The organism is Jatrophihabitans fulvus, assembly GCF_054781375.1.
In genome coordinates, this window is record NZ_BAAGUN010000006.1 from 109,997 (window position 1) to 132,742 (window position 22,746).

Here is a 22,746-nt window from a genome sequence, read left to right on the forward strand (position 1 = left end):
GGTCGACTGTGTCACCCTGCGAGTGTGCCGTGGTGAGTTGTCCACAGGCCTTGACAGCCGGTTGCTGCATTCGAACGCCAGAGCGATAATGGACGAATGGAGCCGACCATCCCGCTGACCGCTGACGCGGTGCGTGGGCTGGTGGCGCAGTTGGGGGCGCTGGCGCTGGACGAGCGGCCGCTCGAGGACGCGGACGATGTCGAGTGTGTCGAGCGGCTCCGACAGTTCGAGGCGCTGCGGGGCGCGCTCGCGGCGGCACAGCAGGCCGACGGGCTGCGGCTGAGGGCTCTGCGCGCCCGGCAGGCCGCGGTGCGCGAACTGCCCGCGCGGCAGCAGACCCGCAGCGCGGCGGCGGAGATCGCGTTGGCGCGGCAGTGCTCCCCGGTCTCGGCGGCCCGCTGGCTGGGCAACGCCCACATCCTGCGCGCCGAGCTGCCGGCCACGTTCGCGCAGTTGGCCGCCGGGCGCGTCGGTGAGATCCGCGCGCTGGCGGTGGCGAAGGAGACGGTGTTCCTGACCCGCGAGCAGCGCGCCGAGGTCGACACGATCGTGGCGCCACGCCTGGCGGGCTGGTCGGACCGGCAGGCCGAGTCCGAGACCCGGCGACTTGCCCAACGCCTCGACCCGTCCGGCGCGACCGCCCGTGCCCGCGTCGCGATCACCGCCCGGCACGTGTCGATCCGCCTGCTGCCCGACACGATGTGCCGGCTGTCGATCGTCGCGCCCGCTGCGCAGGGCATCGCCGCCTACGCCGCCCTGCGCCGCCACAGCGACACCCTCATCGGCACCGGCGAGCAGGGCGAGAACGCCGACGGCAGCCCACGCGGGCGCGCACAGGTCATGGCCGACACCGCCGTCGAACGCCTCACCGGCCAGGCATCCGCCGGCGACACCCCGGTCGAGATCCAGCTCGTCATGACCGACCGCGCCCTCTTCCGCCACGACACCGCCGACAACGGCGACTCCGACGCCGACGGTGGTGACGCCGACGAGCCGGCGATCCTGCTCGGCTACGGCCCCGTCCCCGCACCCCTCGCCCGCGACCTGGCGCTGCGCGCGACCCCGAACGCCACCCGCTGGATCCGGCGGCTCTACCTGACGCCCGACAGCGCCCAGCTCGTCGCCATGGACTCCACCCGACGGCTGTTCACCCCCGCCCAGCAGCACTACCTACGCACCCGCGACCACGCCACCTGCCGCACCCCCTACTGCGACGCCCCCATGCGCCACGCCGACCACATCACCGGCTGGAGCACCACCCACGACACCCGGGTCGCCGACGGCCGCGCCGCCTGCCAGGCGTGCAACCAGATCAAGGAGTCCCCCGGCTGGCACCTGCGCGCCGACGACACCCTCGGCACCGGCACGATCATCACCACCACCCCCACCGGCCACCGCTACCTCAGCCACCCACCCCGACCACCCGGCCCTCGCACCCGTCCGAGACGCCGGTCGCCCCGCATCGACCTGCTCTGGCCGCAGGCCCACCGGCGGCTGCGCCGCCTGGCGTCCTGATGGGCTGGGACAACCCCGAGATCCCCTGGCGGGAACTCGAACGCCGCCTGTCCGGGCGCCCGGCGCCACCCACCCGGTTGCCGGTCGGCACGCCGGTGCACGGCGACGGCGGCGACTCCCCGGCGTGGTCCCGCAAGCGCGAAGCGTACGAACCCGCCACGCCCGTCGACCGTCCCGATGCCGCCGTCCCGTACGCCGAACTGCACGCGCACTCGTCGTTCAGCTTCCTCGACGGCGCGTCCTCGCCGGAGGAGATGGTCGAGGAGGCCGTTCGGCTCGGGCTCGAGGGGCTGACGCTGTCCGACCACGACGGCGTGTACGGCGTCGTCCGCTTCGCCGAGGCCGCCAGGGCCCACGGCCTGCGCACGTCGTTCGGGGCCGAGCTGAGCCTCGACGTGCCCGTTGCACGCACCCGCTCCGAGGCGATGATCGCCACGCGGGTAGGAATTCCCGACCCACCCGGTACCCATCTGCTCGCCCTGGCCCGCGACCCCGACGGCTACGCCCGGTTGTCGCGCGCGATCGGCCAGGCGCACCTCGCCGGCGGCGACAAGGGCCGTCCGTCCTACCCGTCGCTCGAAGAGCTCGGCGCGGCGGCGGACGGGCACTGGCTGGTGCTCACCGGCTGTCGCAAGGGCTCGGTGCGCCGGGCCCTCGACCTCGGTGGGGAGCGCGCGGCCCGGCGGGCACTCGACGAGCTCGTCGGCGTGTTCGGCCGCGACAACGTCGCCGTCGAGCTGATCCACGAACTCGACCCGCTGGCCGACGAGCGGTACGAGGTGCTCGCGCAACTGTCCGACGAGTTCGGGCTCCCGCTGGTCGCGACCACCGGCGCCCACTACCACGGTCCGCCGCGACGACCACTGGCCACCGCGTTGGCGGCCGTCCGCGCACGCAGCAGTCTCGACGACATCGACGGGTGGTTGCCCTCGTGGTCGGGACAGCACCTGCGCAGCGGCGCCGAGATGACGCAACGGTTCTCGCGGTGGCCGCACGCCGTCGCCGAGTCGGCCCGGCTGGCCGGGGAGACCGGCTTCGAGCTGCGGCTCATCGCCCCCGACCTGCCGCCGTTCCCCTGCGAGGGCGGCCTCACCGAGATGGAGTACCTGCGCAAGCTCACCTACGAGGGCGCGCGCCGGTGGTTCGGCGGCGAGCCGCACGAGGCGCGGGCGTACGAGATCATCGAGCACGAGCTGAACATCATCGAGCAGCTGCACTTCCCCGGGTACTTCCTCGTCGTCTGGGACATCGCCCGCTTCTGCCGCGAGAACGGCATCCTCTGCCAGGGCCGGGGCAGCGCCGCGAACTCGGCCGTCTGCTACGCGCTGCAGATCACCGCCGTCGACCCGGTCTTCTACAACCTCATGTTCGAGCGCTTCCTCGCCCCCGAACGCGGCGAGCCGCCGGACATCGACATCGACATCGAGTCCGACCGCCGCGAAGAGGCGATCCAGTACGTCTACCGGCAGCACGGACGCGAGCACGCCGCCCAGGTCGCGAACGTGATCACCTACCGGCCGAAATCCGCCGTGCGCGACGTCGCGAAGGCGCTCGGGTACTCGCAGGGCCAGCAGGACGCGTGGAGCAAGGAGATCGAGCAGGGCTACTACTGGGCCTACACCCCCAGCCACCCGCAGGCCGATCCGTTGCAGGCGCCCCAACCCACGGCACTGCCGGACAGGGAGGGTGCGGCGTCCGAACCGATCCCCGCCGACATCCCACCCCGGGTGCTGCAGCTGGCCGCCGAACTGCAGAACAGCCCGCGCCACCTGGGCATCCACTCCGGCGGCATGGTGATGTGCGACCGTCCGGTCATCGAGGTGTGTCCCGTCGAGTGGGGACGCATGGCCGGCCGCTCGGTGCTGCAGTGGGACAAGGACGACTGCGCCGACATCGGTCTGGTGAAGTTCGACCTGCTCGGCCTCGGCATGCTCTCGGCGATCCGTTACTGCTTCGACCTGATCACCGAGCACCACGGCGTCACCTACGAGCTGGCGACCATCCCCAAGGAAGCGCCGTGCGTGTACGCGATGCTGCAGCGCGCCGACTCGGTCGGCGTGTTCCAGGTCGAGTCCCGCGCGCAGATGGCCACGCTGCCGCGCCTCAAACCCGACTGCTTCTACGACCTCGCCTGCGAGGTGGCGCTCATCCGCCCCGGACCCATCCAGGGCGACTCGGTGCACCCGTTCATCCGGCGCAAGAACGGCGAGGAGCCGATCACCTATCCGCACCCTCGCCTGAAACCGGCGCTCGAACGGACGTACGGCATCCCGCTGTTCCAGGAGCAGCTGATGCAGATCGCCGTCGGCGTCGCCGACTTCACCCCCGCCGAGGCCGACACGCTGCGCCGCGCGATGGGCTCGAAGCGCGGCAAGGACAAGATCGAGAAGATGCGCGCCCGGCTCTACCGGGGCATGGAGAACAACGGCATCGAGGGTTCCGTCGCCGACCAGATCTTCGAGCGCATCAGCGCCTTCGCCTCGTTCGGTTTCGCCGAGTCGCACTCCATCTCGTTCGCGCTGCTGGTCTACGCGTCGTCGTGGCTCAAGCTGCACTACCCTGCGGCCTTTTGCGCGGCTCTGATCAATGCCCAACCGATGGGCTTCTACTCCGAACAGTCGCTGGTGCACGACGCGAAGCGGCACGGTGTCGAGGTGCGCCGACCGTCGCTGGCCCGCTCGCTCGCGACCGCCTCGCTCGAACCGGCGGACGGCCCGTCGCAGTGCCCGTGCCTCGACGCCCCGCAGCCCGCGGTGCGGCTCGGGCTGTCGTCCGTCCGCGGCATCGGCGCCGAACTCGCCGAGCGCATCGCGGCCGAGCGCGACACCGGCGGGGCGTACGCGTCCATGGCCGACCTGGCCCGGCGCATCGGCCTCACCGCCGAGCAGACCGAGGCGCTCGCGACCGCCGGCGCGTTCGACGCGTTCACCACCGACCGCCGCGAGGCGCTGTGGGGCGCGGGCGCCGCGGCCACCGCCCGTCCGGGACAGCTCGACCTCGCCGTGTTCGACGAGTCCGCACCACCCCCCGTGCCGGCGATGACCGAACCCGAGCAGCTGATCGCCGACATGTGGGCCACCGGCGTCACGCCGACCGTGTACCCGACCGCGCTGATCCGCGACCGGCTCGCCGCGCAGGGCATCGTCACCGCCACCGCGTTGCGCGCGATCCCGAACAGGACCCGCGTCACCATCGGCGGCGTCGTGACCCACCGGCAGCGGCCGGCCACCGCCCGCGGCGTCACCTTCCTCAACCTCGAGGACGAGACCGGCATGGTGAACGTGATCGTCGACGAGGTCATCTGGCAGAAGTACCGCCGCGTCGCGCGCGAGTCGGGCGGTCTGCTGATCCGCGGCATGCTCGAGAACACCAAGGACGGCGTCATCAACGTCCTCGCCGAGAAGCTCGAACGCCTGCACCTCGGGCTGCACACGCGATCGCGCGACTTCCGGTGAGCGGGTCCCTGCGCTGGCGCACCACCGCCGACGACGCCCCCGGCCTCTTCGACGCCGAGGAGCTGTTCGTGCCCGAACTCGGCACCGGCCGCATGTCCGGACTCGAGTTCCTGCACGTCACCGCGCAGCGCATCCTCAACCACGTCCCGCCCGGCTCCCGTGCGCCGTTCCCGTGGACGATCAACGTCTACCGGGGCTGCTCGCATGCGTGCTCCTACTGCTTCGCCCGTCCGACCCACGAATACCTCGGGCTGAACCTGGGCGAGGACTTCGACCGCCGCATCGTCGTCAAGATCAACGCACCCGAGAAGCTGCGGCAGGAGCTCGCCGACCCGCGCTGGACGGGCGAGCCGGTCGCGATGGGCACCAACACCGACCCCTACCAGCGGGCCGAGGCGAAGTACCGCCTCACCCGCGGGGTGCTCGAGGCGCTGGCCGAGCGCGGCAACCCGTTCTCGATCCTCACGAAGTCGCCGCTCGTCACCCGCGACCTGGACGTGCTGCTGCGGGCGAAGGAGCGCGCCGCCGTCAGCGTCAACTTCTCGATCGCGACCCTCGACGAGACGGTCTGGCGGGCGAGCGAGCCCGGCACCCCGCACCCCCGCCGCCGCGTCGAGGCCATGCGGACCCTCGCCGATGCCGGCATCCGCACCGGCGCGCTGGTCGCCCCGGTGCTGCCGGGGCTCTCCGACTCCGCCGAGCAGTTGCGTGAGGTGCTGAATGCCGTCGACGGCGCGGGCGGACGGTTCCTCGGCATCGGCGCGCTGTACCTGCGGCCGGGTGTGCGCGAGCACTTCCTCGCCTGGTTGCGGGACGCCTTTCCCGAGCACGTCCGCGACTACGAGCGGCGCTACGCGAGCGGCGCCTACCCGCCCGAGCGCTACTTCGACGAGCTGTACCGCCGGGCGGGCGTGGCACGCCCGTCCGGCGGTCGGTTCACCGACCAGTGACGGCTGCTCACGGGATCGCCTGCTCCGCAGTCGGACGATTCCGGCCCGTCGCCCACGTGATGCCGTCGAGGATGCGGTCGAACTGGGCGCGAAGGGCGGTCCTCGAGGGCTCGTACCCGTTGAACGTGCTCAACGAGACGGTCACGGCCACACCGTCGGCCACCTGCACGTTCGCCGTCATGAGCTCGTAGTCGACCCAGGCCGTGCGGCCGTCGACCTGGCGCCGCACGTACCCCGCACCTCCGGTCGGGACGGAGTCGCTCACGTCGAGTTCGAGCCCGACGATGCGCGACCCGAGACGGATGTGCAGGGCATCGGCGCTCTTCCCGCCCAGCGTCATCAGCTCCGTCCTGAGGCGGCCGGGCGCGGACGACAGGCGGAACGGGACGCGCTGCACCACCGTCGAATCCGGCCGCACGAGACGGGCCACCGCCGCGAGCGCGGCATCGGGCTCGGCGTCGGGGGTGAGCCCCTGTACGAGCACCCACCGGCCGGACGCCGCGCGGAACGCCAGGGTCCGGGCGGTCTCGCGGGAGTCGTCGCCGGGGATGCGGGCGGTACCGAAACGCACGCTCGTCCCGTCCACGGACCCGGTGCGCCACCCGGCGACCGTGGCCGCGTCGAACGCGGCCGGGTCGTACACGGTGACGAGCGTCCGGTAGGTGTCGACACCGTTGAGGCGCCGCGGGCCGTCGACAGTGCGGTACAGCCCGATCTGACGGAAGCCCGGCCACGACGTACGCCAGTCGACGGTGTACGCCGGCAACGACGCGGGACCGACCCACGACAGCGCCGCCGCGCGGAGGACGACCTGCTCCTGCGGCACGATCGTCACCGACGGCGACGGCGCGGACGAGATCGCGGGTGGCTCACCATCGTCCCCGCCGCCGCGGACCGCGAGCACCGTCCCGGCGACCGCGAGAACCGCGACCACCGCCGCGGCCACCGCGGTCAGCCGCGGACCGGGTCGCCACGACCGCCGCGGCCCGGCGAGTCCGTCCTCCTGCTCGAACGCGAACACGCGCTCCGGGACGGTCGTGATGTCACGAGCCCGCTCGCGCAGCATCGTGCGCAGCTGCGCCTCGAGATCGTCGTGCTGGTCGATGCTCATCGGGCACCTCCGGTGAAGTCGGGGGAGTCGTCGCCGCGCAGGGCGGCGAGCCCGCGCGAGGCCAGGCTGCGGACGGTGCCGCGCCGGCAGTCGAGAACGCGGGCGATGTCGTCGTCGGTCGCGTCCGCGTAGTAGCGCAGGACGAGCACCGTGCGGTGGCGGACGGGCAGCCGCCGCAGCGCGTGCCAGAGCGCGTCACGGTCGGCGGGATCGTCGGCGGCCACCGCGGTGTCGGACGCCGCGAACTCGTCGGTCACCACCTCGGAACTCGCTCCGCGACGCGACCACGACACGTTCTGGTTCGCCAGCGCCCGTCTCGCATAGCCCACGGGGTTGTCCAGGGGCAGCTCGCCGTCGCCGAACCGGCGGTGCATGGCCAGCAGTACCTCCTGCAGCAGGTCCTCCGCGCGGTGGCGGTCGCCGGCGAGCAGGTAGGCGAAGCGCAGCAGGTCGGGGCCGGACGCGCGGGCGAACCCGGCGAGGGTCACCGCCCCGGCCGGCTTCGTCGTCATCGCGTGCACCCTCCTACGACGCGGTGGGCGACTCGAACCGTTGCGCCCGTCCGACCCTGGTGCGACAGCCCCGGGTACGGCACTCTTGGGCATCCCTGTTCGGCGCACCGGAGGAGAGCTCAGATGATCATCTCCGACCTGCTGCACCGCAAGAAGGCGGGCAGGCACGTCGTCACCATCAGCCCCGAGGACCCGGTGTCGGGTCTGCTGGCCGCGCTGGCCGAGCACAACGTCGGTGCCCTCGTCGTGGCCGACGGTTCCGGCGTGGCCGGCATCGTCTCCGAGCGCGACGTCGTCCGCCGTCTCGCCGCCGACGGCGCGGCCGCGCTCGACACCCCGGTCTCGTCGATCATGACGACCACCGTCGTGACCTGCTCGAGCTCCGACGACGTCGAGTCGATCGCGTCGACGATGACCGAGCGGCGGGTGCGGCACATGCCCGTCGTCGACGACGACGAGCTGGTGGGCATCGTGTCGATCGGTGACGTCGTCGCCGGCCGCATCGCGCAACTCGAGTACGACAGGGTGCAGCTGGAGCAGTACATCTCCGGTTAGGTGCTCACAGCGGCGGGCAACCTGCCGATAGTCGGCACGAGCCCGGTTCGGCGACCTGCCCCGCCCGGTGAAACCCCACCCTGGACGGCGTGAGATGTACGAGACGCACGGCCCTGTGCTCGACGCGTTGCGTCTGCGCGGCTACGACGTGTCCGCGATCGTCCGCGCCGTCGAGACCGCGAACTCCACCGGACGGCCGCTGCGCGACGTGCTCGTCGACCAGGGCACCGTCACCGAGGTCGAGCTGGCCGACGTGCTCGCCGACGCCTACGGCATCGCCAGCGTCGACCTCGCGACCCACCAGATCGACCCTGCGGCGGTGTCGGCGATCCCGCTGGCCCTGTCGCGCCGGCACCGGGTGCTGGCCATCGCGATCGAGGACGACGAGCTCGTGGTCGCGATCTCCGATCCCGGTGACGTGCTCGCCCTCGACGACGTCCGCGCCTCGACCGGACGGCGGGTGCGCCCTGTCGCCGTCGCGCGCGACGAGCTGCTCAAGGTGCTCGACCGCTACCAGCGCGCCGAGAACGACCTCGACGAGGTGGTGTCGAATGAGGACGAGGGACATGCACTCGAGGTCGTCGTCGCGACGGACGCCGACGAGGCGCCGATCGTCCGCTACGTCAACTCGCTGATCGAGCAGGCGATCACCAACCGCGCGTCCGACATGCACATCGAGCCGACGGACGGCGACCTGCGCATCCGCTTCCGCATCGACGGCGTGCTGCACGAGATCGACACCGTGCCCCGCAGCGCCCAGTCGGCACTGATCAGCCGGTTGAAGATCATGGCCGCGGTCGACATTACCGAGCGCCGGGTGCCGCAGAACGGGCGCATCACCATGAACCTCGGTGGCCGCAGCGTCGACCTGCGCGTCGCCACGCTGCCCACGGTGTGGGGCGAGAAGCTCGTGCTGCGGGTGCTCGACACCGGCGGGGTCGATCTCGACCTGCGCCGGCTCGGGTTCAGCGACGCCAACTACGAGCGCTTCGACCACGCCCTGCGCAAGCCGCACGGCATGGTGCTCGTGACCGGCCCCACCGGTTCCGGCAAGTCGACCACCCTGTACGCGGCGCTGACGGCGATCGCGTCCAAGGAGGTCAACGTCATCACCGTCGAGGACCCGGTCGAGTACCGGCTGCCCGGCGTGAACCAGGTGCAGGTGAACCACAAGGCCGGGCTGACCTTCGCGGCGGTGCTGCCGGCGATCCTGCGGTCCGACCCGGACGTCGTGCTCATCGGCGAGATCCGCGACCGCGCCACCGCGCAACTGGCCGTGGAAGCGTCACTGACCGGCCACCTCGTGCTCTCGACGCTGCACACGAACGACGCACCGTCCGCCCTGACCCGCCTCATCGAGATGGGCATCGAGCCGTTCCTCGTCGGCTCGTCGCTCGAGTGCGTGATGGCGCAACGCCTCGCCCGCCGGCTGTGCCAGTGGTGCAAGGAGGCGTACGTGCCGGCCCATGCCGAACTCAGCGCCGCCGGCTGGCCGGTAGGCCTGCTCGGCACCCCGGACAAGCTCTGGCGACCGGTCGGCTGCCGCTCCTGCGCGAACACCGGCTACCGCGGACGCATCGCGATCCACGAGGTCATGCCCGTGAGCGAGGAGATCGAGCGCCAGGCCGTCGAGCGGCAGTCGGCGCACGACCTGCAGCGCACCGCCCTCGATCAGGGCATGTGGGTGCTGCGCTACGACGGTCTGCGCAAGGCCGCCCTGGGCGACACGTCCGTCGCCGAGGTGCTGCGCGTCGCCGTCTGACCGATCGCTCGCGATCGGCACCCGCGGCGGGCGGGTGTCACCGACGCCGGGCCTGCCGCCGCTGGTAGATGCGTTCGTTGCGGGCCTGCACCGCCAGCCGATGGCTGTCCCGTGAGCGACGCTCGCGGACGTGCGCCACGGAACCGGACGGCATCCCGGCCCGCACCGCACGCTTGTCGTTGAGAACCAGGATGTTCACGAACAGGTACAGCAGCACGCCGCCGAGGAACGTGGTGCCGCAGAGAACGCGCAGGGCCACCGAGCCGGGCCCGAACAGCAGATAGACCACGAAGAGCGGCCCGAGCACGGCGAGGAACCGGGCGAACTCCCGCACCGCCCACGTCGCGCAGGTGATGTCACGCCGAACCCAGGGCCAGTAGCGTTCGGGAAGCGATCCGCCGATCGTGTACCACGCGAGCCAGCGCACGGTGGGCCGCTCGACGAGAGCGGGTGCGGCATCGTCGGCTGCGCGGCCCGCCGTCGGTGCGCCGGAATCGTCGGATGCTGCCGGGCTCACGGCTGCTCCCTGTCCTCGTCGCAGCCGTGCCCGACCCCCGTGGTCGCGCACGGCCCCGTCGACCGCGTAGTTGACAACTTCGTCATCTGATTAGATAACCAGATCGTACGCGGACTCCGAGGGGGGCTCCCATGGGGGTGGACGACGAGGCGGCGCCGTCGCTCGCCACGGTGAAGGCCGATCTGTTCAAGACCCTGGGCCACCCGGCTCGGATCCGCGCCCTCGAACTGCTGGTCCAGGCCGATCGTTCCGTCGGTGAGCTGCAGGCCGCAATCGGGCTCGAGTCCTCGCACATGTCCCAGCAGTTGGCGGTCCTGCGACGCGCGGGCGTCGTCGTGACCCGCAAGCAGGGCAACTCGGTCATCTACTCGCTGGCCTCTCCCACCATCGCCGAGTTGATGGCGGTGGCGCGAAAGGTGCTGGCCGGCGTGCTGACCGATCAGGTGAGCACGCTGCGGGCACTCGAGGCACAGGCCGGCGCCGCGACCCGGGCCGCGGGCTGACGCGGTCGCGCCCTGTCGCGAACCGGCTTTCGGTGTCGCGAACGGCCCCACTACCGATCACGCAGCGCAACCCGCAATGTGCCGTTCGACCACTCGGCGTAGTCGAAAGTCCCGCCGCTATGCCCGGTCTCGTCCGACCTTGGACGGGTTCGAACACGGGAACCCGTCCGAATTTCTCGCGTCAGCCCCTTGCGCACGTTAGATCGGTGTAAGTAAGTTCCGTGTTAGTTCACGTCGGCTGACACGGAAGGAGGAGTCGTGACCGCCCCTCGCTACGACGCCTCCGGCCCGGTCGCCGGCTGGACGACGGCCGCATCGGTCCTGTCCCCGGCGGTGCCGGCACCCAGCTACGTGCCCGAGCCGTACCCGGTCGCGACCCCGGCACCGGCGTCGTCCGCCCCTCGTCCCGGCTCGGGATTCCCGGCCGTCACCGAGCCGGCCCGGGTCGACCGCGAGCACGCCCGCGACTCGCTCGACCGGATGCTGACGGCGCTCGTGCGCGCCGGCGGCTCCGACCTGCACCTGACCGTCGGCGTCCCGCCGATGATGCGACTGCACGGCGACCTCAACCCGCTGCCCGGCTGGGCGGTGCTCGAGCCCGCCGACACCGAGGCGATCGTCCGCAGCGTCGTCGACGCCGACCAGTGGGCACGCTTCGAGGCCGACCTTGAGTTCGACCTGGCCTACAGCCTCGAGGACGTCTCGCGCTTCCGCATCAACCTCTTCCAGCAGCGCAACCACTTCGGCTCGGTCATGCGCAGCATCCCGCACGGCATCAAGGCGCTGCACGAGCTCGGCATCCCCGAGCAGATCGCCCGCTTCGCCGAACTGCCCCGCGGCCTCGTCCTCGTGACCGGACCGACCGGCTCCGGCAAGACCACGACGCTCGCCGCGCTGCTCGACCTCGCGAACCGCACCCGTCGCGACCACATCGTGACGATCGAGGACCCGATCGAGTTCATGCACGAGCACAAGAAGTGCGTGGTCAACCAGCGCGAGCTCGGCGTCGACACCCACGGCTTCGCCGACGCGCTCAAGCACGTGCTGCGGCAGGACCCCGACATCATCCTGGTCGGCGAGATGCGCGACCTCGAGACCGTGTCGACCGCGCTCACCGCCGCCGAGACCGGTCACCTCGTGCTCGCCACGCTGCACACGCAGTCGGCCGCGCAGACCATCGACCGGGTCATCGACATGTTCCCCGCGCACCAGCAGCAGGAGATCCGCGCGCAGCTGTCGACGGCCCTGCAGGGCATCGTCACGCAGGCGCTGGCGAAGCGCCCGGACGGGTCGGGCCGCACCGTGATCTGCGAGGTCATGTTCGCGACCGCCGCGATCCGCAACCTGATCCGCGAGGGCAAGAACCACCAGATCCCCTCGTTCATGCAGTCCTCCGGCGGCGACGGGATGCTCACGTTCGACGCCCACCTGGCCGAGCGGGTCCGCGAGGGCGCCGTCGGCTACGACCAGGCGCTGTCGCTCTGCCACGCCCCCGAGGAATTCCGCCGACTCGCAGGACGGTCGCGATGAGCGCCCCCACCAAGACCGCCAAGGACAAGAAGTACGCCTACGAGGCCGTCGACCTGAAGGGCAAGCGGTCGAAGGGCACCATCGAGGCCCGCGACGAGGCCGGTGTCGCCGCGCACCTCAAGACGCAGGGCGTCACGCCGCTGTTCATCCAGCAGACCGGCACCGGCCTGCAGCGCGAGATCTCGATCCCGGGGCTCGGCGAGCGCGTCGGGCTGAAGGATCTCGCGGTCATGTCGCGCCAGTTCGCGACGATGGCCTCGTCCGGCCTGTCGCTGCTGCGTTCGCTCAGCATCCTCGAGGAGCAGACGGAGAAGAAGCCCCTCGCGAACGCGCTGCGCGACGTGCGCCGCGACATCGAGACGGGCTCGTCGCTCTCGAACGCGCTGGCGAAGCACGACTCCATCTTCCCGCCGATCATGGTCGCGATGATCAAGGCCGGCGAGACCGGCGGCTTCCTCGACCAGGCGCTGCAGCGGCTCGCGGACAACTTCGAGAAGGACGCCAATCTCCGCGCCAAGATCAAGTCGGCGATGACGTACCCGGTCATCGTCGTGTGCTTCAGCCTGCTGATGATCACCGGCGTCCTGCTCTTCATCGTCCCGGTGTTCGAGAACATGTTCAAGAACCTCGGCGGCGAGCTCCCGATGCCGACGCAGGTGATGGTGACCCTGAGCCACAACGCACTGTGGCTGCTGCCGCTCGTGGGCGGCATCGTCCTGCTCGGCACCAAGCTGTTCCGCAGGAGGCTCAAGACCGACCCGAGCTTCCGGCTGAAGTTCGACGCGCTGAAGCTTCGTGTGCCGGTGTTCGGGTCGCTCATCGCCAAGATCGCGATCAGCCGCTTCGCCCGCAACCTCGGCACCCTGCTCGCCGTCGGAGTACCGGTCATGCAGGCCCTCGACGTCGTCGGCGGCACCACCGGCAACGCCGTCATCGGCAACGCGATGACCGACGTCGCCAACGCGGTCAAGCAGGGCCAGCCCATGTCGGCCCCGCTCGCCGAGCACCCGGTCTTCCCGCAGATGGTCGTGCAGATGATCGAGGTCGGCGAGGAGACCGGCCAGATCAGCGCGATGCTCGACAAGGTCTCGGACTTCTACGACCACGAGGTCGAGACCGCCACCGAATCACTCACCGCAGCCATCGAACCGCTCATGGTCGTCGTCATGGGCGCGATGGTCGGCGTGATGGTCGTCTGCCTCTACCTGCCCATGTTCACGATCTACCAGAACATCAAGTAGCACCGCACAACTCCACAACTTCCGCGTCAACCCCCGCAGACGCGGAGCGGTCCTCCCCCGGCCGCGCACCACCCGGGCATACCCCGTGCCCGGCGAACCCCCGCAAGAGTCCCGGAGGCTCACCATGTTCGACACCCTGATCGGCAAGTACCACGACCTGAAGACCCAGCGCGAGGACGGTGAGGGCGGCTTCACCCTCATCGAGCTGCTGGTCGTCGTCGTCATCATCGGCGTCCTGGTCGCGATCGCGATCCCGCTGTACCTGAACTACCAGCAGAACGCCAAGGAGAAGTCCATCAAGGCGGACGTGCGCAACGCCGTCACCGCCGTGCAGCAGTGCTACGCGGACAACAACAACACCATGCCGGTGTCGAAGACCTTCACCGCCACCGGCGCGTTCACCGAGACCGCGTGCGCCAGCGACAAGGTGACGCTCTCGAGCGACACCACCAAGTCGATCGCGTACGCGCTCACCGGCAGCACCTACACGATCACCGGCTCGGACGGCGACGGCACGACGTTCGTCTACGACAGCTCGACCGGCAACATCGCCAAGTCCTGACAGGCCACGGCACCGGGCGGGACGTCCCTCGCGGACGTCCCGCCCGACGCCGCCGCTTGCCTTCCAACTCCACACGCTCCTCTGACTTCCGATGGAGGTGACCCATGCGCCCCTACCGGGTCCTCCCCCGACTCCGTCGAAGCGATCGGCGAGACGACGACGGCTTCACCACGGTGGAGGCGCTGGTGTCGCTGGTCATCCTCGGACTGGTCTCCGCCGCGACCGTGACCGCTCTTGCGGCCACGACCACGACGGCCAAGAACTCCGACGACCGCCTCGCGGCGGCCAACATCGCGCAGCAGGACCTGCAGGAGATGCAGGCGCTGCGCTACCCCGACTACCCCCGCGACTCGCTTTGCACCGTGACGGTCGACGGCACGAAGTACACCGTGCGCCGCACCGTGACGGACGTCCTGACGCCCAGCACGGCCACGACGACCACGCCGAGCTCGCTGCCCGCATCCAGCACCGCGGTGCCCACCACGGCCGCTTCGTCGCCGACGACCAGCGCGACGGCCAGCCCGACGACCAGCGCCTCTCCGGGTTCGTCGTCGAGCAGCACGGGTTCTTCGTCGGGGACCGGTTCGCCCTCGGGCACCGGCTCCTCCGGCACCGCGTCCTCGAGCGCCGGGTCACCCACCGGCAGCGGCTCCACCTCCCCGTCGACGAGCGCGTTCCGGCCGAGCCCGCGGACGAACCCGCCGGCACCGACGGGGTGCGAGTCGAGCCCGTCGACGTCCGCGGCGGTCACCAGCAGCTCCACGACCACCAGCCCGTCCGCGACCGCCACCGGGTCGAGCACGCCCGCACCGGCCGGCGCGACGACGCTGCCGTGCCCGGACACGCCGGTCTACAACACGAAGCAGTTCATGGTCGTGACCACGCAGGTGAGCTGGCCCGGTCGCGGCAACTCGGTGACGCTCAAGGCGCTGATCGCATGTTGACCCGGTGGCGACAGCTGCGGCGTGAACACGGCGACGCCGGCATGAGCCTGGCCGACGTCATCGTGGGCTCCACCCTCGCCGGCATCGCCGGGATCATCGGGCTGAGCCTGTTCGTCGTCGTGTCGGAGCAGTCGACCATCACGACCACCGACGCCACCCTCGCGGACACCGCGCGCGTCGCGCTGAACCAGATCGCATCCGATCTGCGCACCGCCGATTCGCCCCAGGCCCTGCCGCTCTACACCACCGGACGCTTCGAAACGTACGGTCCGGGCGAGATCGTCTTCTACAGCAATCGGGACACCGGCAGCCGCGCGTACTCCGACTCGCGGACGCCGCCCGTCCGCGTCAGCTTCAAGGCCGAATCCGACCCCTCCACCGCAGGGAAGCCCGCCGACCAGCAACTGGTCAACCTGGTCATGCGGGTGTGGAAACCGACCACCGTCTACGGCACCGCCGGCCGGCCGTACCCGTCGCCGTACAACTACGCGGCCAACTACCCGACCGCGCCCACCTCGACCACCGTCCTCGTCCGCGGCCTCGCGAACAGCCGAAAGCCCACGCCGACGGGAACGTGGACGGAACCGCTGTTCACCTATTGCACGTCGGCGCGCGATGTCGGCGACACGTGCGTGCCCGCGACCGCGTCGCCGAGCCAGATCGCCTCGGTGCTCGTGCGACTCAAGATCGACGACGCGACAGGGACACCGGGGTCGACCCAGTACGTGCCGGCCAAGTGGCTCACCACCCGCGTGGCCATCAACGGCTCGGTGACGCCGGGATCCGCGGCGGGGGTGACCCCGTGATCTCGCGCCTGCAGCGTCTGCGCGAGGAGGAGGGCGGATTCGCCCTCGTCTTCGCCCTCATGGTGTCGACCGTCGTGTTCATCACGCTGACCACCGTGATGATCACGGTGCAACCGGGCATCACGGGCGCCAAGCGCAGCCAGGACCAGACGGCCGCGTACATCGCCGCCCGCTCGGGCATCGACGACGCCATCGCCTATCTCGTCAGCTTCCCGTCGTGCCGCTCCGAGAGCCGGGTCTGTCCCGCGGCGACGCAGCTGCCGGACGGGACCAACCGGCCCGTGACGAGCGACAACCTCGCCGCCATCGGCAGGCCGCGCCCTGCCCTGCAGACTGCGGGCGGCCAGCCCGGCACGTTCACGCGTTACGGGCAGTCGTTCTCGTGGGCCATCGACCAGAAGCTCACCCCGGAGGGCTTCCTCCGCGTGCGCAGCACCGGGTCGTACCAGGGCGTCAGGAAGACGGTCGTCGCCGACCTCGCGCTGCGGCCGAGCATCCTGGCCTACGGCTACTACACCGACTACGAGTCGCTCTCCCCGTCGTTCCTGCAGCGCTACTACCCGGCTCGCAGCGTCTACCTCACGAACTCGACGACGTACAACAACGTGTCGTCGAGCTACCGGGGCAGCACGACGGTGCCGCGCTATGCGAACTGGCGCGGCCCCTCGACCGCTGCGAACTGCGGCCAGCACTGGTACTGGGAGTCGCCGGCGTCACCCGGGCGGGCGAGCACGAACTCGCGCTTCGCCGAGAGCGGCACCCTGGGTTCGTCCGCGACCACGAGCAGCGGCACACCCACCAGCCGCGTCGGCGGCTGCGATCTCGTCTTCAGTTCCTCGATGACGCAGAACGGCATGACCTACAGCCGCGACGCCCTCCTCATGGACGGCGCCGGGCCGCGCTTCAACCAGCCCGTCTACACCATGTGGGGCTACGAGGACGACACCCGCGACAACACCAACCCCGCGTTCGACGCGGTCGGCCGGTACTACCGCGGCGACACGATGACCCGGTCGTCCTACCTGCCCGCCATCGCGAACAACGACCTCGTGCTGCCGAAGTCGATCGGCACCGACGGCATGCCGGAGAACGCCTGCGTCTACACCGGCCCGACGCGCGTGAAGCTCAACGGCGACGGAACAGCCACCGTCACGAGCCCGGGCACGACGACGAAGAACCCGGACAGCGACGCGGGCTGCTACCCGACGGGGGCGCTGCCCACGACCGGCATCTTCCGGTACCGGCTCGACTACGCGACCACGGGCGGCGGCGCCATCGTGGCCCGCAACCTGGGTGCGCCCCCTGCGACCGGGTGGCCTGCCCTGCCGGTGAAGGCGACCCAGACGCCGGCGGCCGGCAACGAGGTCTTCTACTACCCCGCGTCGGCCGTGACGGCGACCCCGGACCCCAGCACCGGCGCCGCGCCGGACGGCTGCACCACCTCGGTGACGTACAGCGCCGCCGTGAACGCGGCGTGCGCCTGGACGAACCTGAGCTCGGCGTCGGACGGCAACCAGTCGATCACGCAGGGATGGACGCAGTACACGAACACGGCGACGACCAAGTGCCCCAGCACGGTCGTCCCGAGAGACCGGCTGACGTTCGAGTGCGAGTACAGCCGGACGAACCCGGGCGCCACCAAGCCGACCACGGACCAGTACGCACTGCTGCGCAATGCGGTGAAGAACCTGCTCACCAGCGGCCAGTGCTCGACCGGGACGATCAGCGACCAGACGTCGTGCATCGGCACCTGGCTCAACACCACCGGCCTCAAGCAGGCGAACACGGCCGGGCGGGCGTACAACTACCCGTCGCCCTCCAACGGCGACCGCCAGTACATCGCGCTCGCGCTGTCGGGTACCGCCAAGGCCGGCACCAGCAAGAGCGTCGGGTCGAGCCCCGCCAACCCGACGTCCGGTGATCCGCTGTTCTCCTTCTCCGGTACGCCGGCGCAGGAGACGGCGACGAACACTCCCCTCACCGTCACCGTGTACCGACAGACCTACAACTCGACGACGCGGACGTGGGGCGGCAACGTCCCGCAGTTCACCTTCACCGTCACGCGCACCGATTGGGCGATCAGCAAGCAGGCGAGCGGCGCGAGCTACTTCCCCGACGAGCAGGACGTCACGCAGTACAACAGCGGCGTGGGCGACACCGGGTCCACGCCCGTGGGCAGCACCGGCACGCGGCAGCCCGGCGACCTCTACGTCGAGGGCGCCAACAGGGGCAAGGTCAGCCTGGTCGCCGACAACGACGTGGTCGTCACCGGCAACATCGTGAACCCGACCGGGTACACGGGCGCGACCGACGCGGTGTCCATCGCGGCGGGCGACGACGTTCGCAACTACCACCCCGTGCGGTGCCTCGACCAGGCCGCCACCGACATCGACAACACGAGCGCCGGGTGGTGCCCCAACGACATCACCGGCCTCAACTCCTCGAACAACAGCATGATCAGCAACGGCGCGTACACGTCCGCGCACCCGGCCGAGCAGTACGTCAACATGCTGCCCAACGGTGACCGCACCATCGAGGCCGCCGTCTTCGCGCTGTCGGGCTCGTTCGGCACCGACAACTACAACCGCGGCGACGCGATCGGAAAGCTGATCGTCAACGGCGGCATCTACCAGTCGCACCGTGGCGGCAACGGCGTCGTGTCGGGAACCAGCAACCTCAGCGGCACCACGCTCACCTACACCTACGTCGACCTGCAACGCGCGGAACTGCCGTACGTGCCGCCCAGCACGAGCGGCAACGACGTCCGCCCTTGGAACGTCGTCAGCCTGTCCGCCGGATAGCCCCCAGCCCCCACCAGCGAAAGGAACCCGTGATGGCCGCCCCCCTCACCGCGGGTCTCGACATCGGCGCCACCCACGTGCGCGCCGTCGAGGTCAGACGTACCAGGACACGGACCATGGTCGAGCGCTTCGAGCAGGTGCCGTTGCCCGCCGGCGCCGTCGTCGGCGGGGTCGTGAAGGACGGCAAGGCCGTCGTCGCCGCGCTCAAGCAGTTGCGCGGGCGCAAGATGCTCGGCGGCAAGGGCCTCGCCCTCGCGGTCACGCATCAGCAGGTCGTCGTCCGTGAACTCGAGGTGCCCCGGCTTCCCGCCGACCAGCTGCGCCAGGCGCTGCCGCACCTCGCCCGCGAGGCGATGCCGCTGGCCGTCGACGAGGCCGTGCTCGACTTCATCCCGCTCGAGGACGCCGACGCGAAGAGCGGCAAGGACACCGTGCGCGGCCTGCTGGCCGCGGCTCCCCGCGAGGCCGTCACGCATGCCGTCGACGCCGTCGAGAAAGCCGGCCTGCACGTCGCGAAGGTCGACCTCGCCTGCTTCGCCCTGCTGCGCGCGGTCGCCGGCTGCCGCGACGGCGCCGAAGCGGTGATCGACCTCGGCGCCGACACGACCATGTTCGTCATGCACCACCGGGGTGTGCCGCAGCTGGTGCGCACCATCCCGCGCGGCGGCGACGACCTCACCTCGCTGATGTGCCGACGTCTCGGCCTGCGCGTCCCCGAAGCCGAGGAACTCAAGCGAAGTCACGGCCTGCTCCCGCACCCGGACCCCGACGTCACCGACGCCATCGGCGACGGCGTCCGTCCGCTCATCTCGGAGATCCGCAGCTCGCTGGGGTACTGGCACGGCAGTCGTACCGAACCCGTCGAGCGGGTCAGCATCGTCGGCGGCGCCGCTCGGCTGCCCGGTTTCGCGGACGAGCTCGGCCGCGCGCTGGGAGTGCCCACCGTCGTGGGCAATCCGTTGCAGTACGTGGGTTATGCCCGTCGCTCCCGCGGCTCGGACGAGCTGTCCGCGCAGCGGTCCGCCGTCGCCGTCTCCGTCGGTCTGACGCTGGGCGCAGCGGCATGACCAGCCTGCAGGTGCGGGGCGACCGCACCGTGCCGTTGGAGACCGTCGCCGGTCCGGCCCCCGCGCCGGTGGCCACGGTGTCGGCGAACCTGCTCCCGCCGTCCCTCGTCGCCCGCCGCCGACTGGGGTGGTTGAAGCGCCGCCTGGCCTTCGTCGTCAGCCTTGTCCTGGTGCTGACGGCGCTGGCATACGTGTGGGCGCAGCAGCAGACGTCGCAGAGTGACGACGCCCTGGCCGCCGAGCAGCAGCGCACGCAGCAGCTGACCAAGCAGATCGGCGGGTACGACGACATCGTGCGCATGCAGGGCCGGACGGCCGCGTTGCGCACGCAGCTGGGCGCCGTCATGACCGGTGACCTGCCGTGGAGCACGGTGCTGGCGCGACTCGTCGCCGTGGCGCCCACGGGCCTCGTCGTCAACCAGGTCGACGGCGAGGTCGTCGACCCGACCGGCGCCGGCGCGCCACCCGCGGCGGGTTCCTACAACCCGGGTGGGCAACAGATCGTCGCGACCATCGGGCTGTCGGGCACCGCGCCCGACTACCGCGCGGTCTCGCGCTTCCTCGACGCACTGCAGAAGGTCGCGGGCGTCGCCCAGGTCGATCCGGGCAGCGTCACCGCCCAGGGTCGACACACCGACTACACGCTCACCGTGTCGCTCACCAAGGCCGTGCTCGGCGGCCGCTTCTCCGGAGGAAAGTGATGGCTCGCGACCGCGCGGAGCGCACCTGGATCGTCGGAGCGGCGCTGCTGTCGCTCGTCGTCGCGGCCGTGGGCTGGTTCCTCCTGATCTCCCCGCAGCAGGACGAGACCGCCGACCGAGAGGGACAACTCGCGGACGCGCAGCTGCAGAACACCGTGTTGCAGGGACGCATCCTCGACCTGGACGACGACCGCGCGAAGGTCGCGCGCTACGCCGCCGACCTGCGGGCCGCGCAGGCGGCACTGCCGGAGACCACTGACATGTCGGCCTTCCTGCGCAACCTGCAGGCCATCGCGACGGCGACGTCGACCACCGTGACGGCCGTGAACGTCGAGTCACCCACCCCGGTCACACCGGCCGCGGGCGCTGCCCCGACCTCGGCCGCGCCGGGGACACAGCCCGGTTCCGGCGGCGGCGAGCCGGCGGCGGCAGCCGGCGGGGTCTTCACCATCCCGATCACGGCGTCCGTGAGCGGCGTGCCGATCGCGCTCAGCAGGTTCCTGGCCAAGCTGCAGACCGGGCAACCCCGTGCAGTGCTGATCTCGAAGATCACGCGCGGCAGCGACAGCGACAGGCCGGGGGCACGCAGCACCCTGCAGGTGACGATGCAGGCGTTCGTCGCACCTCCCGCGACAACGGCACCGACAGCGGCACCGACGGCGGCACCGACAGCGGCACCGTCCTCCACCGGGCCCTAGCCCCGGTCACGAACCACCCCGTCGGGACACGGGGTGTCACCGACGCACGCACGGCAGACGGCCGGGGGGCCCGCACCGTGCGCGGCGTCGGACGGATCGGCCGGCCCCACCTCGGGACGGCCGGGTCCTAGCGCGGACCGGTGCCGCGGTTGCCGACTCACGACCCGTTGGGGGGCCGACGGGCGGGAGCGCGCCGCGGCACCGGTTCGCCGTACGCGATGCGAAGAGCCCACCCTCCCGGGCGTCCCGGAAGCGAACATTAAATCGACGTTAGCTTTCCCGAGGAACGGGTAGGCGTTAGTTTCATGTGAAGCCGGGGGGCCCGCTCAGCATCGTCCGCGTCGTCACCAGAAGGCCAGGTCGTGTCCCCACCGCGTCCCCACCTCGCCGCCCCGCCGCTGCGCCACCGCAGCCGCGTCGGGTTCGGTGCGCTGGCCGTCGCCGCGGCGGTGATCGCGGGCAGCCTGACCCCCACGGCTCCGGACGCCCGCGCGGGTTCGGCACCGGGCCAGGGTTCCGCCTCGGCCCGCGCCGCGCAGGCCACGACCGGCTCGATCACCGTCGTGACGAGCGGCGGCCTGCTCAGTTCCCTGGTCGCCCCCGTCAACTCCGCCCTCGCGGTGCCCCTGACGCAACTTCCCGGCAGGCTCTCCGCCGCGCTGGCCGCGGGACTCACCGGCGCCGGCCTGCAGGCCTCGAGCGGGACCACGCGGCAACCGCGTCCCACCTCGGGCTACCCGACGTGCGGGCAACGCGGGTGGTCGGCGACGAACTGCTACGGACCCCTGGTTCCCGCCGTGAGCGCGCCGCCGCTCGCCGTTCTCGGCACCGGGACCGTGCAGGGCTACGCCACCGGCGACGGCGCGGGATGGGTCGCGGCCTCCCGCGCCGCGAACCTGCAACTGCAGCTGCTCGGCATCACTCTCGGCGATCTCGGGGTCGCCGACGCCCGTGCCACCTGCACGACGACGACCTGCACGGCCGACCGGTCCCTCACCGGCGGGTCGCTGTTCGGGGGCGCGCTCACCGTCAGCGTCGCGAACGGGTCGACGCTCGCCAAGGTCGGCAACACCGTGGTGGGCAGCACGGCGTTGCCGGTGGTGCCGGGCGTGACCGCCACCCTGAACCAGAACCTGCTGACGGTGAAGATCGATCTCGGTCTCACCCAGCTGCTCACGCTGCTCGGCACGACCCTCTCGGCCCTCGGCTCGCTGCTCGGCGGAACCACGACCGACACCGGCACGACGGCCACGCTCGTCGTCACCCTCGGGCCGGGCGCCGTCGTGTCGAACAACGGCGGGCAGAGCTCGGCGTGGGGCCTGGCCGTCGGTGTCGGCCTCACCGCATCGCTGAACCTGGGCGTGTCGGGCCTGCTCGGACTGCTCGGCGGCCTGACGTCGGTCGGCGTGACCGTCGGCGGCACCCAACCGAACCTCGCCTCCCTGCAGCTCGCCTATGCGACCGCGACCGCAGGCGGTCTCGCACCGGGTTACGTCCCCGTCACCGTCATCTGAGA

The 22,746-nt window shown here is 71.2% G+C and carries 19 protein-coding genes; 15 read left to right on the forward strand and 4 right to left on the reverse strand.

Going from position 1 to position 22,746, the window contains the following annotated elements:
* The first annotated feature begins 96 nt into the window (after nt 1–96).
* Genes ACYVP9_RS18445 through ACYVP9_RS18455 form a run of 3 tightly spaced genes read left to right on the forward strand, consistent with a single transcriptional unit; the run spans nt 97 to nt 5,920 of the window.
* Nucleotides 97–1,515: a DUF222 domain-containing protein gene (locus ACYVP9_RS18445; RefSeq protein ID WP_460606394.1), complete on the forward strand. Its 1,419-nt coding sequence runs from the start codon at nt 97–99 to the stop codon at nt 1,513–1,515.
* Nucleotides 1,515–4,970 carry an error-prone DNA polymerase gene (locus tag ACYVP9_RS18450; protein WP_460606395.1) on the forward strand — a complete coding sequence of 1,152 codons (3,456 nt, stop codon included), beginning with the start codon at nt 1,515–1,517 and terminating at the stop codon, nt 4,968–4,970. Before ACYVP9_RS18445 ends, ACYVP9_RS18450 begins: the two co-directional genes overlap by 1 nt.
* The gene (locus ACYVP9_RS18455) at nt 4,967–5,920 is read left to right on the forward strand and encodes a radical SAM family protein (RefSeq protein ID WP_460606396.1); all 954 of its coding nucleotides are present in this window, start codon (nt 4,967–4,969) and stop codon (nt 5,918–5,920) included. Before ACYVP9_RS18450 ends, ACYVP9_RS18455 begins: the two co-directional genes overlap by 4 nt.
* A gap of 7 nt (nt 5,921–5,927) precedes the next feature.
* Here the strand turns inward: ACYVP9_RS18455 and ACYVP9_RS18460 are convergent, their stop codons facing one another.
* Together ACYVP9_RS18460 and ACYVP9_RS18465 are read right to left on the reverse strand one after the other, a co-directional pair.
* The gene (locus ACYVP9_RS18460) at nt 5,928–7,031 is read right to left on the reverse strand and encodes a hypothetical protein (RefSeq protein WP_460606397.1); all 1,104 of its coding nucleotides are present in this window, start codon (nt 7,029–7,031) and stop codon (nt 5,928–5,930) included.
* Nucleotides 7,028–7,543, reverse strand: a complete 516-nt coding sequence (locus ACYVP9_RS18465; RefSeq protein WP_460606399.1) for a SigE family RNA polymerase sigma factor — start codon at nt 7,541–7,543, stop codon at nt 7,028–7,030. The genes ACYVP9_RS18460 and ACYVP9_RS18465 overlap by 4 nt, the downstream gene beginning before the upstream one ends.
* Before the next feature lie 123 nt (nt 7,544–7,666).
* Here ACYVP9_RS18465 and ACYVP9_RS18470 point away from each other — a divergent pair, with 123 nt between their 5' ends.
* Complete coding sequence (locus ACYVP9_RS18470; protein ID WP_460606400.1) at nt 7,667–8,098, forward strand: CBS domain-containing protein; 432 nt, start codon at nt 7,667–7,669, stop codon at nt 8,096–8,098.
* Nucleotides 8,099–8,192: 94 nt separating this feature from the next.
* Nucleotides 8,193–9,860 (forward strand): GspE/PulE family protein, encoded by a 1,668-nt coding sequence (locus ACYVP9_RS18475; RefSeq protein WP_460606401.1) that lies wholly within the window; start codon nt 8,193–8,195, stop codon nt 9,858–9,860.
* Between the two features lie 37 nt (nt 9,861–9,897).
* Here the strand turns inward: ACYVP9_RS18475 and ACYVP9_RS18480 are convergent, their stop codons facing one another.
* On the reverse strand, nt 9,898–10,377 hold the full coding sequence (locus ACYVP9_RS18480; RefSeq protein WP_460606402.1) for a DUF5313 family protein: 480 nt from the start codon (nt 10,375–10,377) through the stop codon (nt 9,898–9,900).
* A gap of 131 nt (nt 10,378–10,508) precedes the next feature.
* Between ACYVP9_RS18480 and ACYVP9_RS18485 the strand changes: the two genes are divergently transcribed.
* The 4 genes from ACYVP9_RS18485 (at nt 10,509) to ACYVP9_RS18500 (ending at nt 14,213) form a co-directional block, all read left to right on the forward strand.
* On the forward strand, nt 10,509–10,880 hold the full coding sequence (locus ACYVP9_RS18485; RefSeq protein ID WP_460606403.1) for an ArsR/SmtB family transcription factor: 372 nt from the start codon (nt 10,509–10,511) through the stop codon (nt 10,878–10,880).
* 258 nt (nt 10,881–11,138) lie between these two features.
* A complete protein-coding gene (locus ACYVP9_RS18490) occupies nt 11,139–12,410 on the forward strand; it encodes a type IV pilus twitching motility protein PilT (protein WP_460606404.1) in 1,272 nt (423 codons plus the stop codon).
* Nucleotides 12,407–13,651 (forward strand): type II secretion system F family protein, encoded by a 1,245-nt coding sequence (locus tag ACYVP9_RS18495; protein WP_460606405.1) that lies wholly within the window; start codon nt 12,407–12,409, stop codon nt 13,649–13,651. The genes ACYVP9_RS18490 and ACYVP9_RS18495 overlap by 4 nt, the downstream gene beginning before the upstream one ends.
* A gap of 124 nt (nt 13,652–13,775) precedes the next feature.
* On the forward strand, nt 13,776–14,213 hold the full coding sequence (locus ACYVP9_RS18500) for a prepilin-type N-terminal cleavage/methylation domain-containing protein (RefSeq protein WP_460606406.1): 438 nt from the start codon (nt 13,776–13,778) through the stop codon (nt 14,211–14,213).
* Nucleotides 14,214–14,550: 337 nt separating this feature from the next.
* On the opposite strand, the gene ACYVP9_RS18505 is transcribed toward ACYVP9_RS18500, so the two are convergent.
* The gene (locus tag ACYVP9_RS18505; RefSeq protein WP_460606407.1) at nt 14,551–15,057 is read right to left on the reverse strand and encodes a hypothetical protein; all 507 of its coding nucleotides are present in this window, start codon (nt 15,055–15,057) and stop codon (nt 14,551–14,553) included.
* 93 nt (nt 15,058–15,150) lie between these two features.
* Here ACYVP9_RS18505 and ACYVP9_RS18510 point away from each other — a divergent pair, with 93 nt between their 5' ends.
* The 6 genes from ACYVP9_RS18510 (at nt 15,151) to ACYVP9_RS18535 (ending at nt 22,744) form a co-directional block, all read left to right on the forward strand.
* Nucleotides 15,151–15,963 (forward strand): hypothetical protein, encoded by an 813-nt coding sequence (locus ACYVP9_RS18510; protein ID WP_460606408.1) that lies wholly within the window; start codon nt 15,151–15,153, stop codon nt 15,961–15,963.
* The gene (locus ACYVP9_RS18515) at nt 15,960–18,764 is read left to right on the forward strand and encodes a hypothetical protein (protein ID WP_460606410.1); all 2,805 of its coding nucleotides are present in this window, start codon (nt 15,960–15,962) and stop codon (nt 18,762–18,764) included. Before ACYVP9_RS18510 ends, ACYVP9_RS18515 begins: the two co-directional genes overlap by 4 nt.
* A 32-nt stretch (nt 18,765–18,796) precedes the next feature.
* Nucleotides 18,797–19,831, forward strand: coding sequence for a type IV pilus assembly protein PilM (pilM, locus tag ACYVP9_RS18520; RefSeq protein ID WP_460606411.1), 1,035 nt, complete (start codon nt 18,797–18,799; stop codon nt 19,829–19,831).
* Nucleotides 19,828–20,532, forward strand: a complete 705-nt coding sequence (locus tag ACYVP9_RS18525; protein WP_460606412.1) for a PilN domain-containing protein — start codon at nt 19,828–19,830, stop codon at nt 20,530–20,532. Before pilM ends, ACYVP9_RS18525 begins: the two co-directional genes overlap by 4 nt.
* Nucleotides 20,532–21,230, forward strand: a complete 699-nt coding sequence (locus tag ACYVP9_RS18530; RefSeq protein WP_460606413.1) for a hypothetical protein — start codon at nt 20,532–20,534, stop codon at nt 21,228–21,230. The genes ACYVP9_RS18525 and ACYVP9_RS18530 overlap by 1 nt, the downstream gene beginning before the upstream one ends.
* Before the next feature lie 362 nt (nt 21,231–21,592).
* On the forward strand, nt 21,593–22,744 hold the full coding sequence (locus ACYVP9_RS18535; protein WP_460606414.1) for a hypothetical protein: 1,152 nt from the start codon (nt 21,593–21,595) through the stop codon (nt 22,742–22,744).
* The last annotated feature ends 2 nt before the right edge of the window (nt 22,745–22,746 follow it).

Coding starts and splice junctions, on each gene's coding strand:
- ACYVP9_RS18445 (WP_460606394.1), top strand. CDS start 97: ATGGAGCCGACCATCCCGCTGACCGCTGACGCGGTGCGTGGGCTGGTG.
- ACYVP9_RS18450 (WP_460606395.1), top strand. CDS start 1,515: ATGGGCTGGGACAACCCCGAGATCCCCTGGCGGGAACTCGAACGCCGC.
- ACYVP9_RS18460 (WP_460606397.1), bottom strand. CDS start 7,031: ATGAGCATCGACCAGCACGACGATCTCGAGGCGCAGCTGCGCACGATG.
- ACYVP9_RS18465 (WP_460606399.1), bottom strand. CDS start 7,543: ATGACGACGAAGCCGGCCGGGGCGGTGACCCTCGCCGGGTTCGCCCGC.
- ACYVP9_RS18470 (WP_460606400.1), top strand. CDS start 7,667: ATGATCATCTCCGACCTGCTGCACCGCAAGAAGGCGGGCAGGCACGTC.
- ACYVP9_RS18475 (WP_460606401.1), top strand. CDS start 8,193: ATGTACGAGACGCACGGCCCTGTGCTCGACGCGTTGCGTCTGCGCGGC.
- ACYVP9_RS18485 (WP_460606403.1), top strand. CDS start 10,509: ATGGGGGTGGACGACGAGGCGGCGCCGTCGCTCGCCACGGTGAAGGCC.
- ACYVP9_RS18495 (WP_460606405.1), top strand. CDS start 12,407: ATGAGCGCCCCCACCAAGACCGCCAAGGACAAGAAGTACGCCTACGAG.
- ACYVP9_RS18500 (WP_460606406.1), top strand. CDS start 13,776: ATGTTCGACACCCTGATCGGCAAGTACCACGACCTGAAGACCCAGCGC.
- ACYVP9_RS18510 (WP_460606408.1), top strand. CDS start 15,151: ATGTTGACCCGGTGGCGACAGCTGCGGCGTGAACACGGCGACGCCGGC.
- pilM (WP_460606411.1), top strand. CDS start 18,797: ATGGCCGCCCCCCTCACCGCGGGTCTCGACATCGGCGCCACCCACGTG.
- ACYVP9_RS18525 (WP_460606412.1), top strand. CDS start 19,828: ATGACCAGCCTGCAGGTGCGGGGCGACCGCACCGTGCCGTTGGAGACC.
- ACYVP9_RS18530 (WP_460606413.1), top strand. CDS start 20,532: ATGGCTCGCGACCGCGCGGAGCGCACCTGGATCGTCGGAGCGGCGCTG.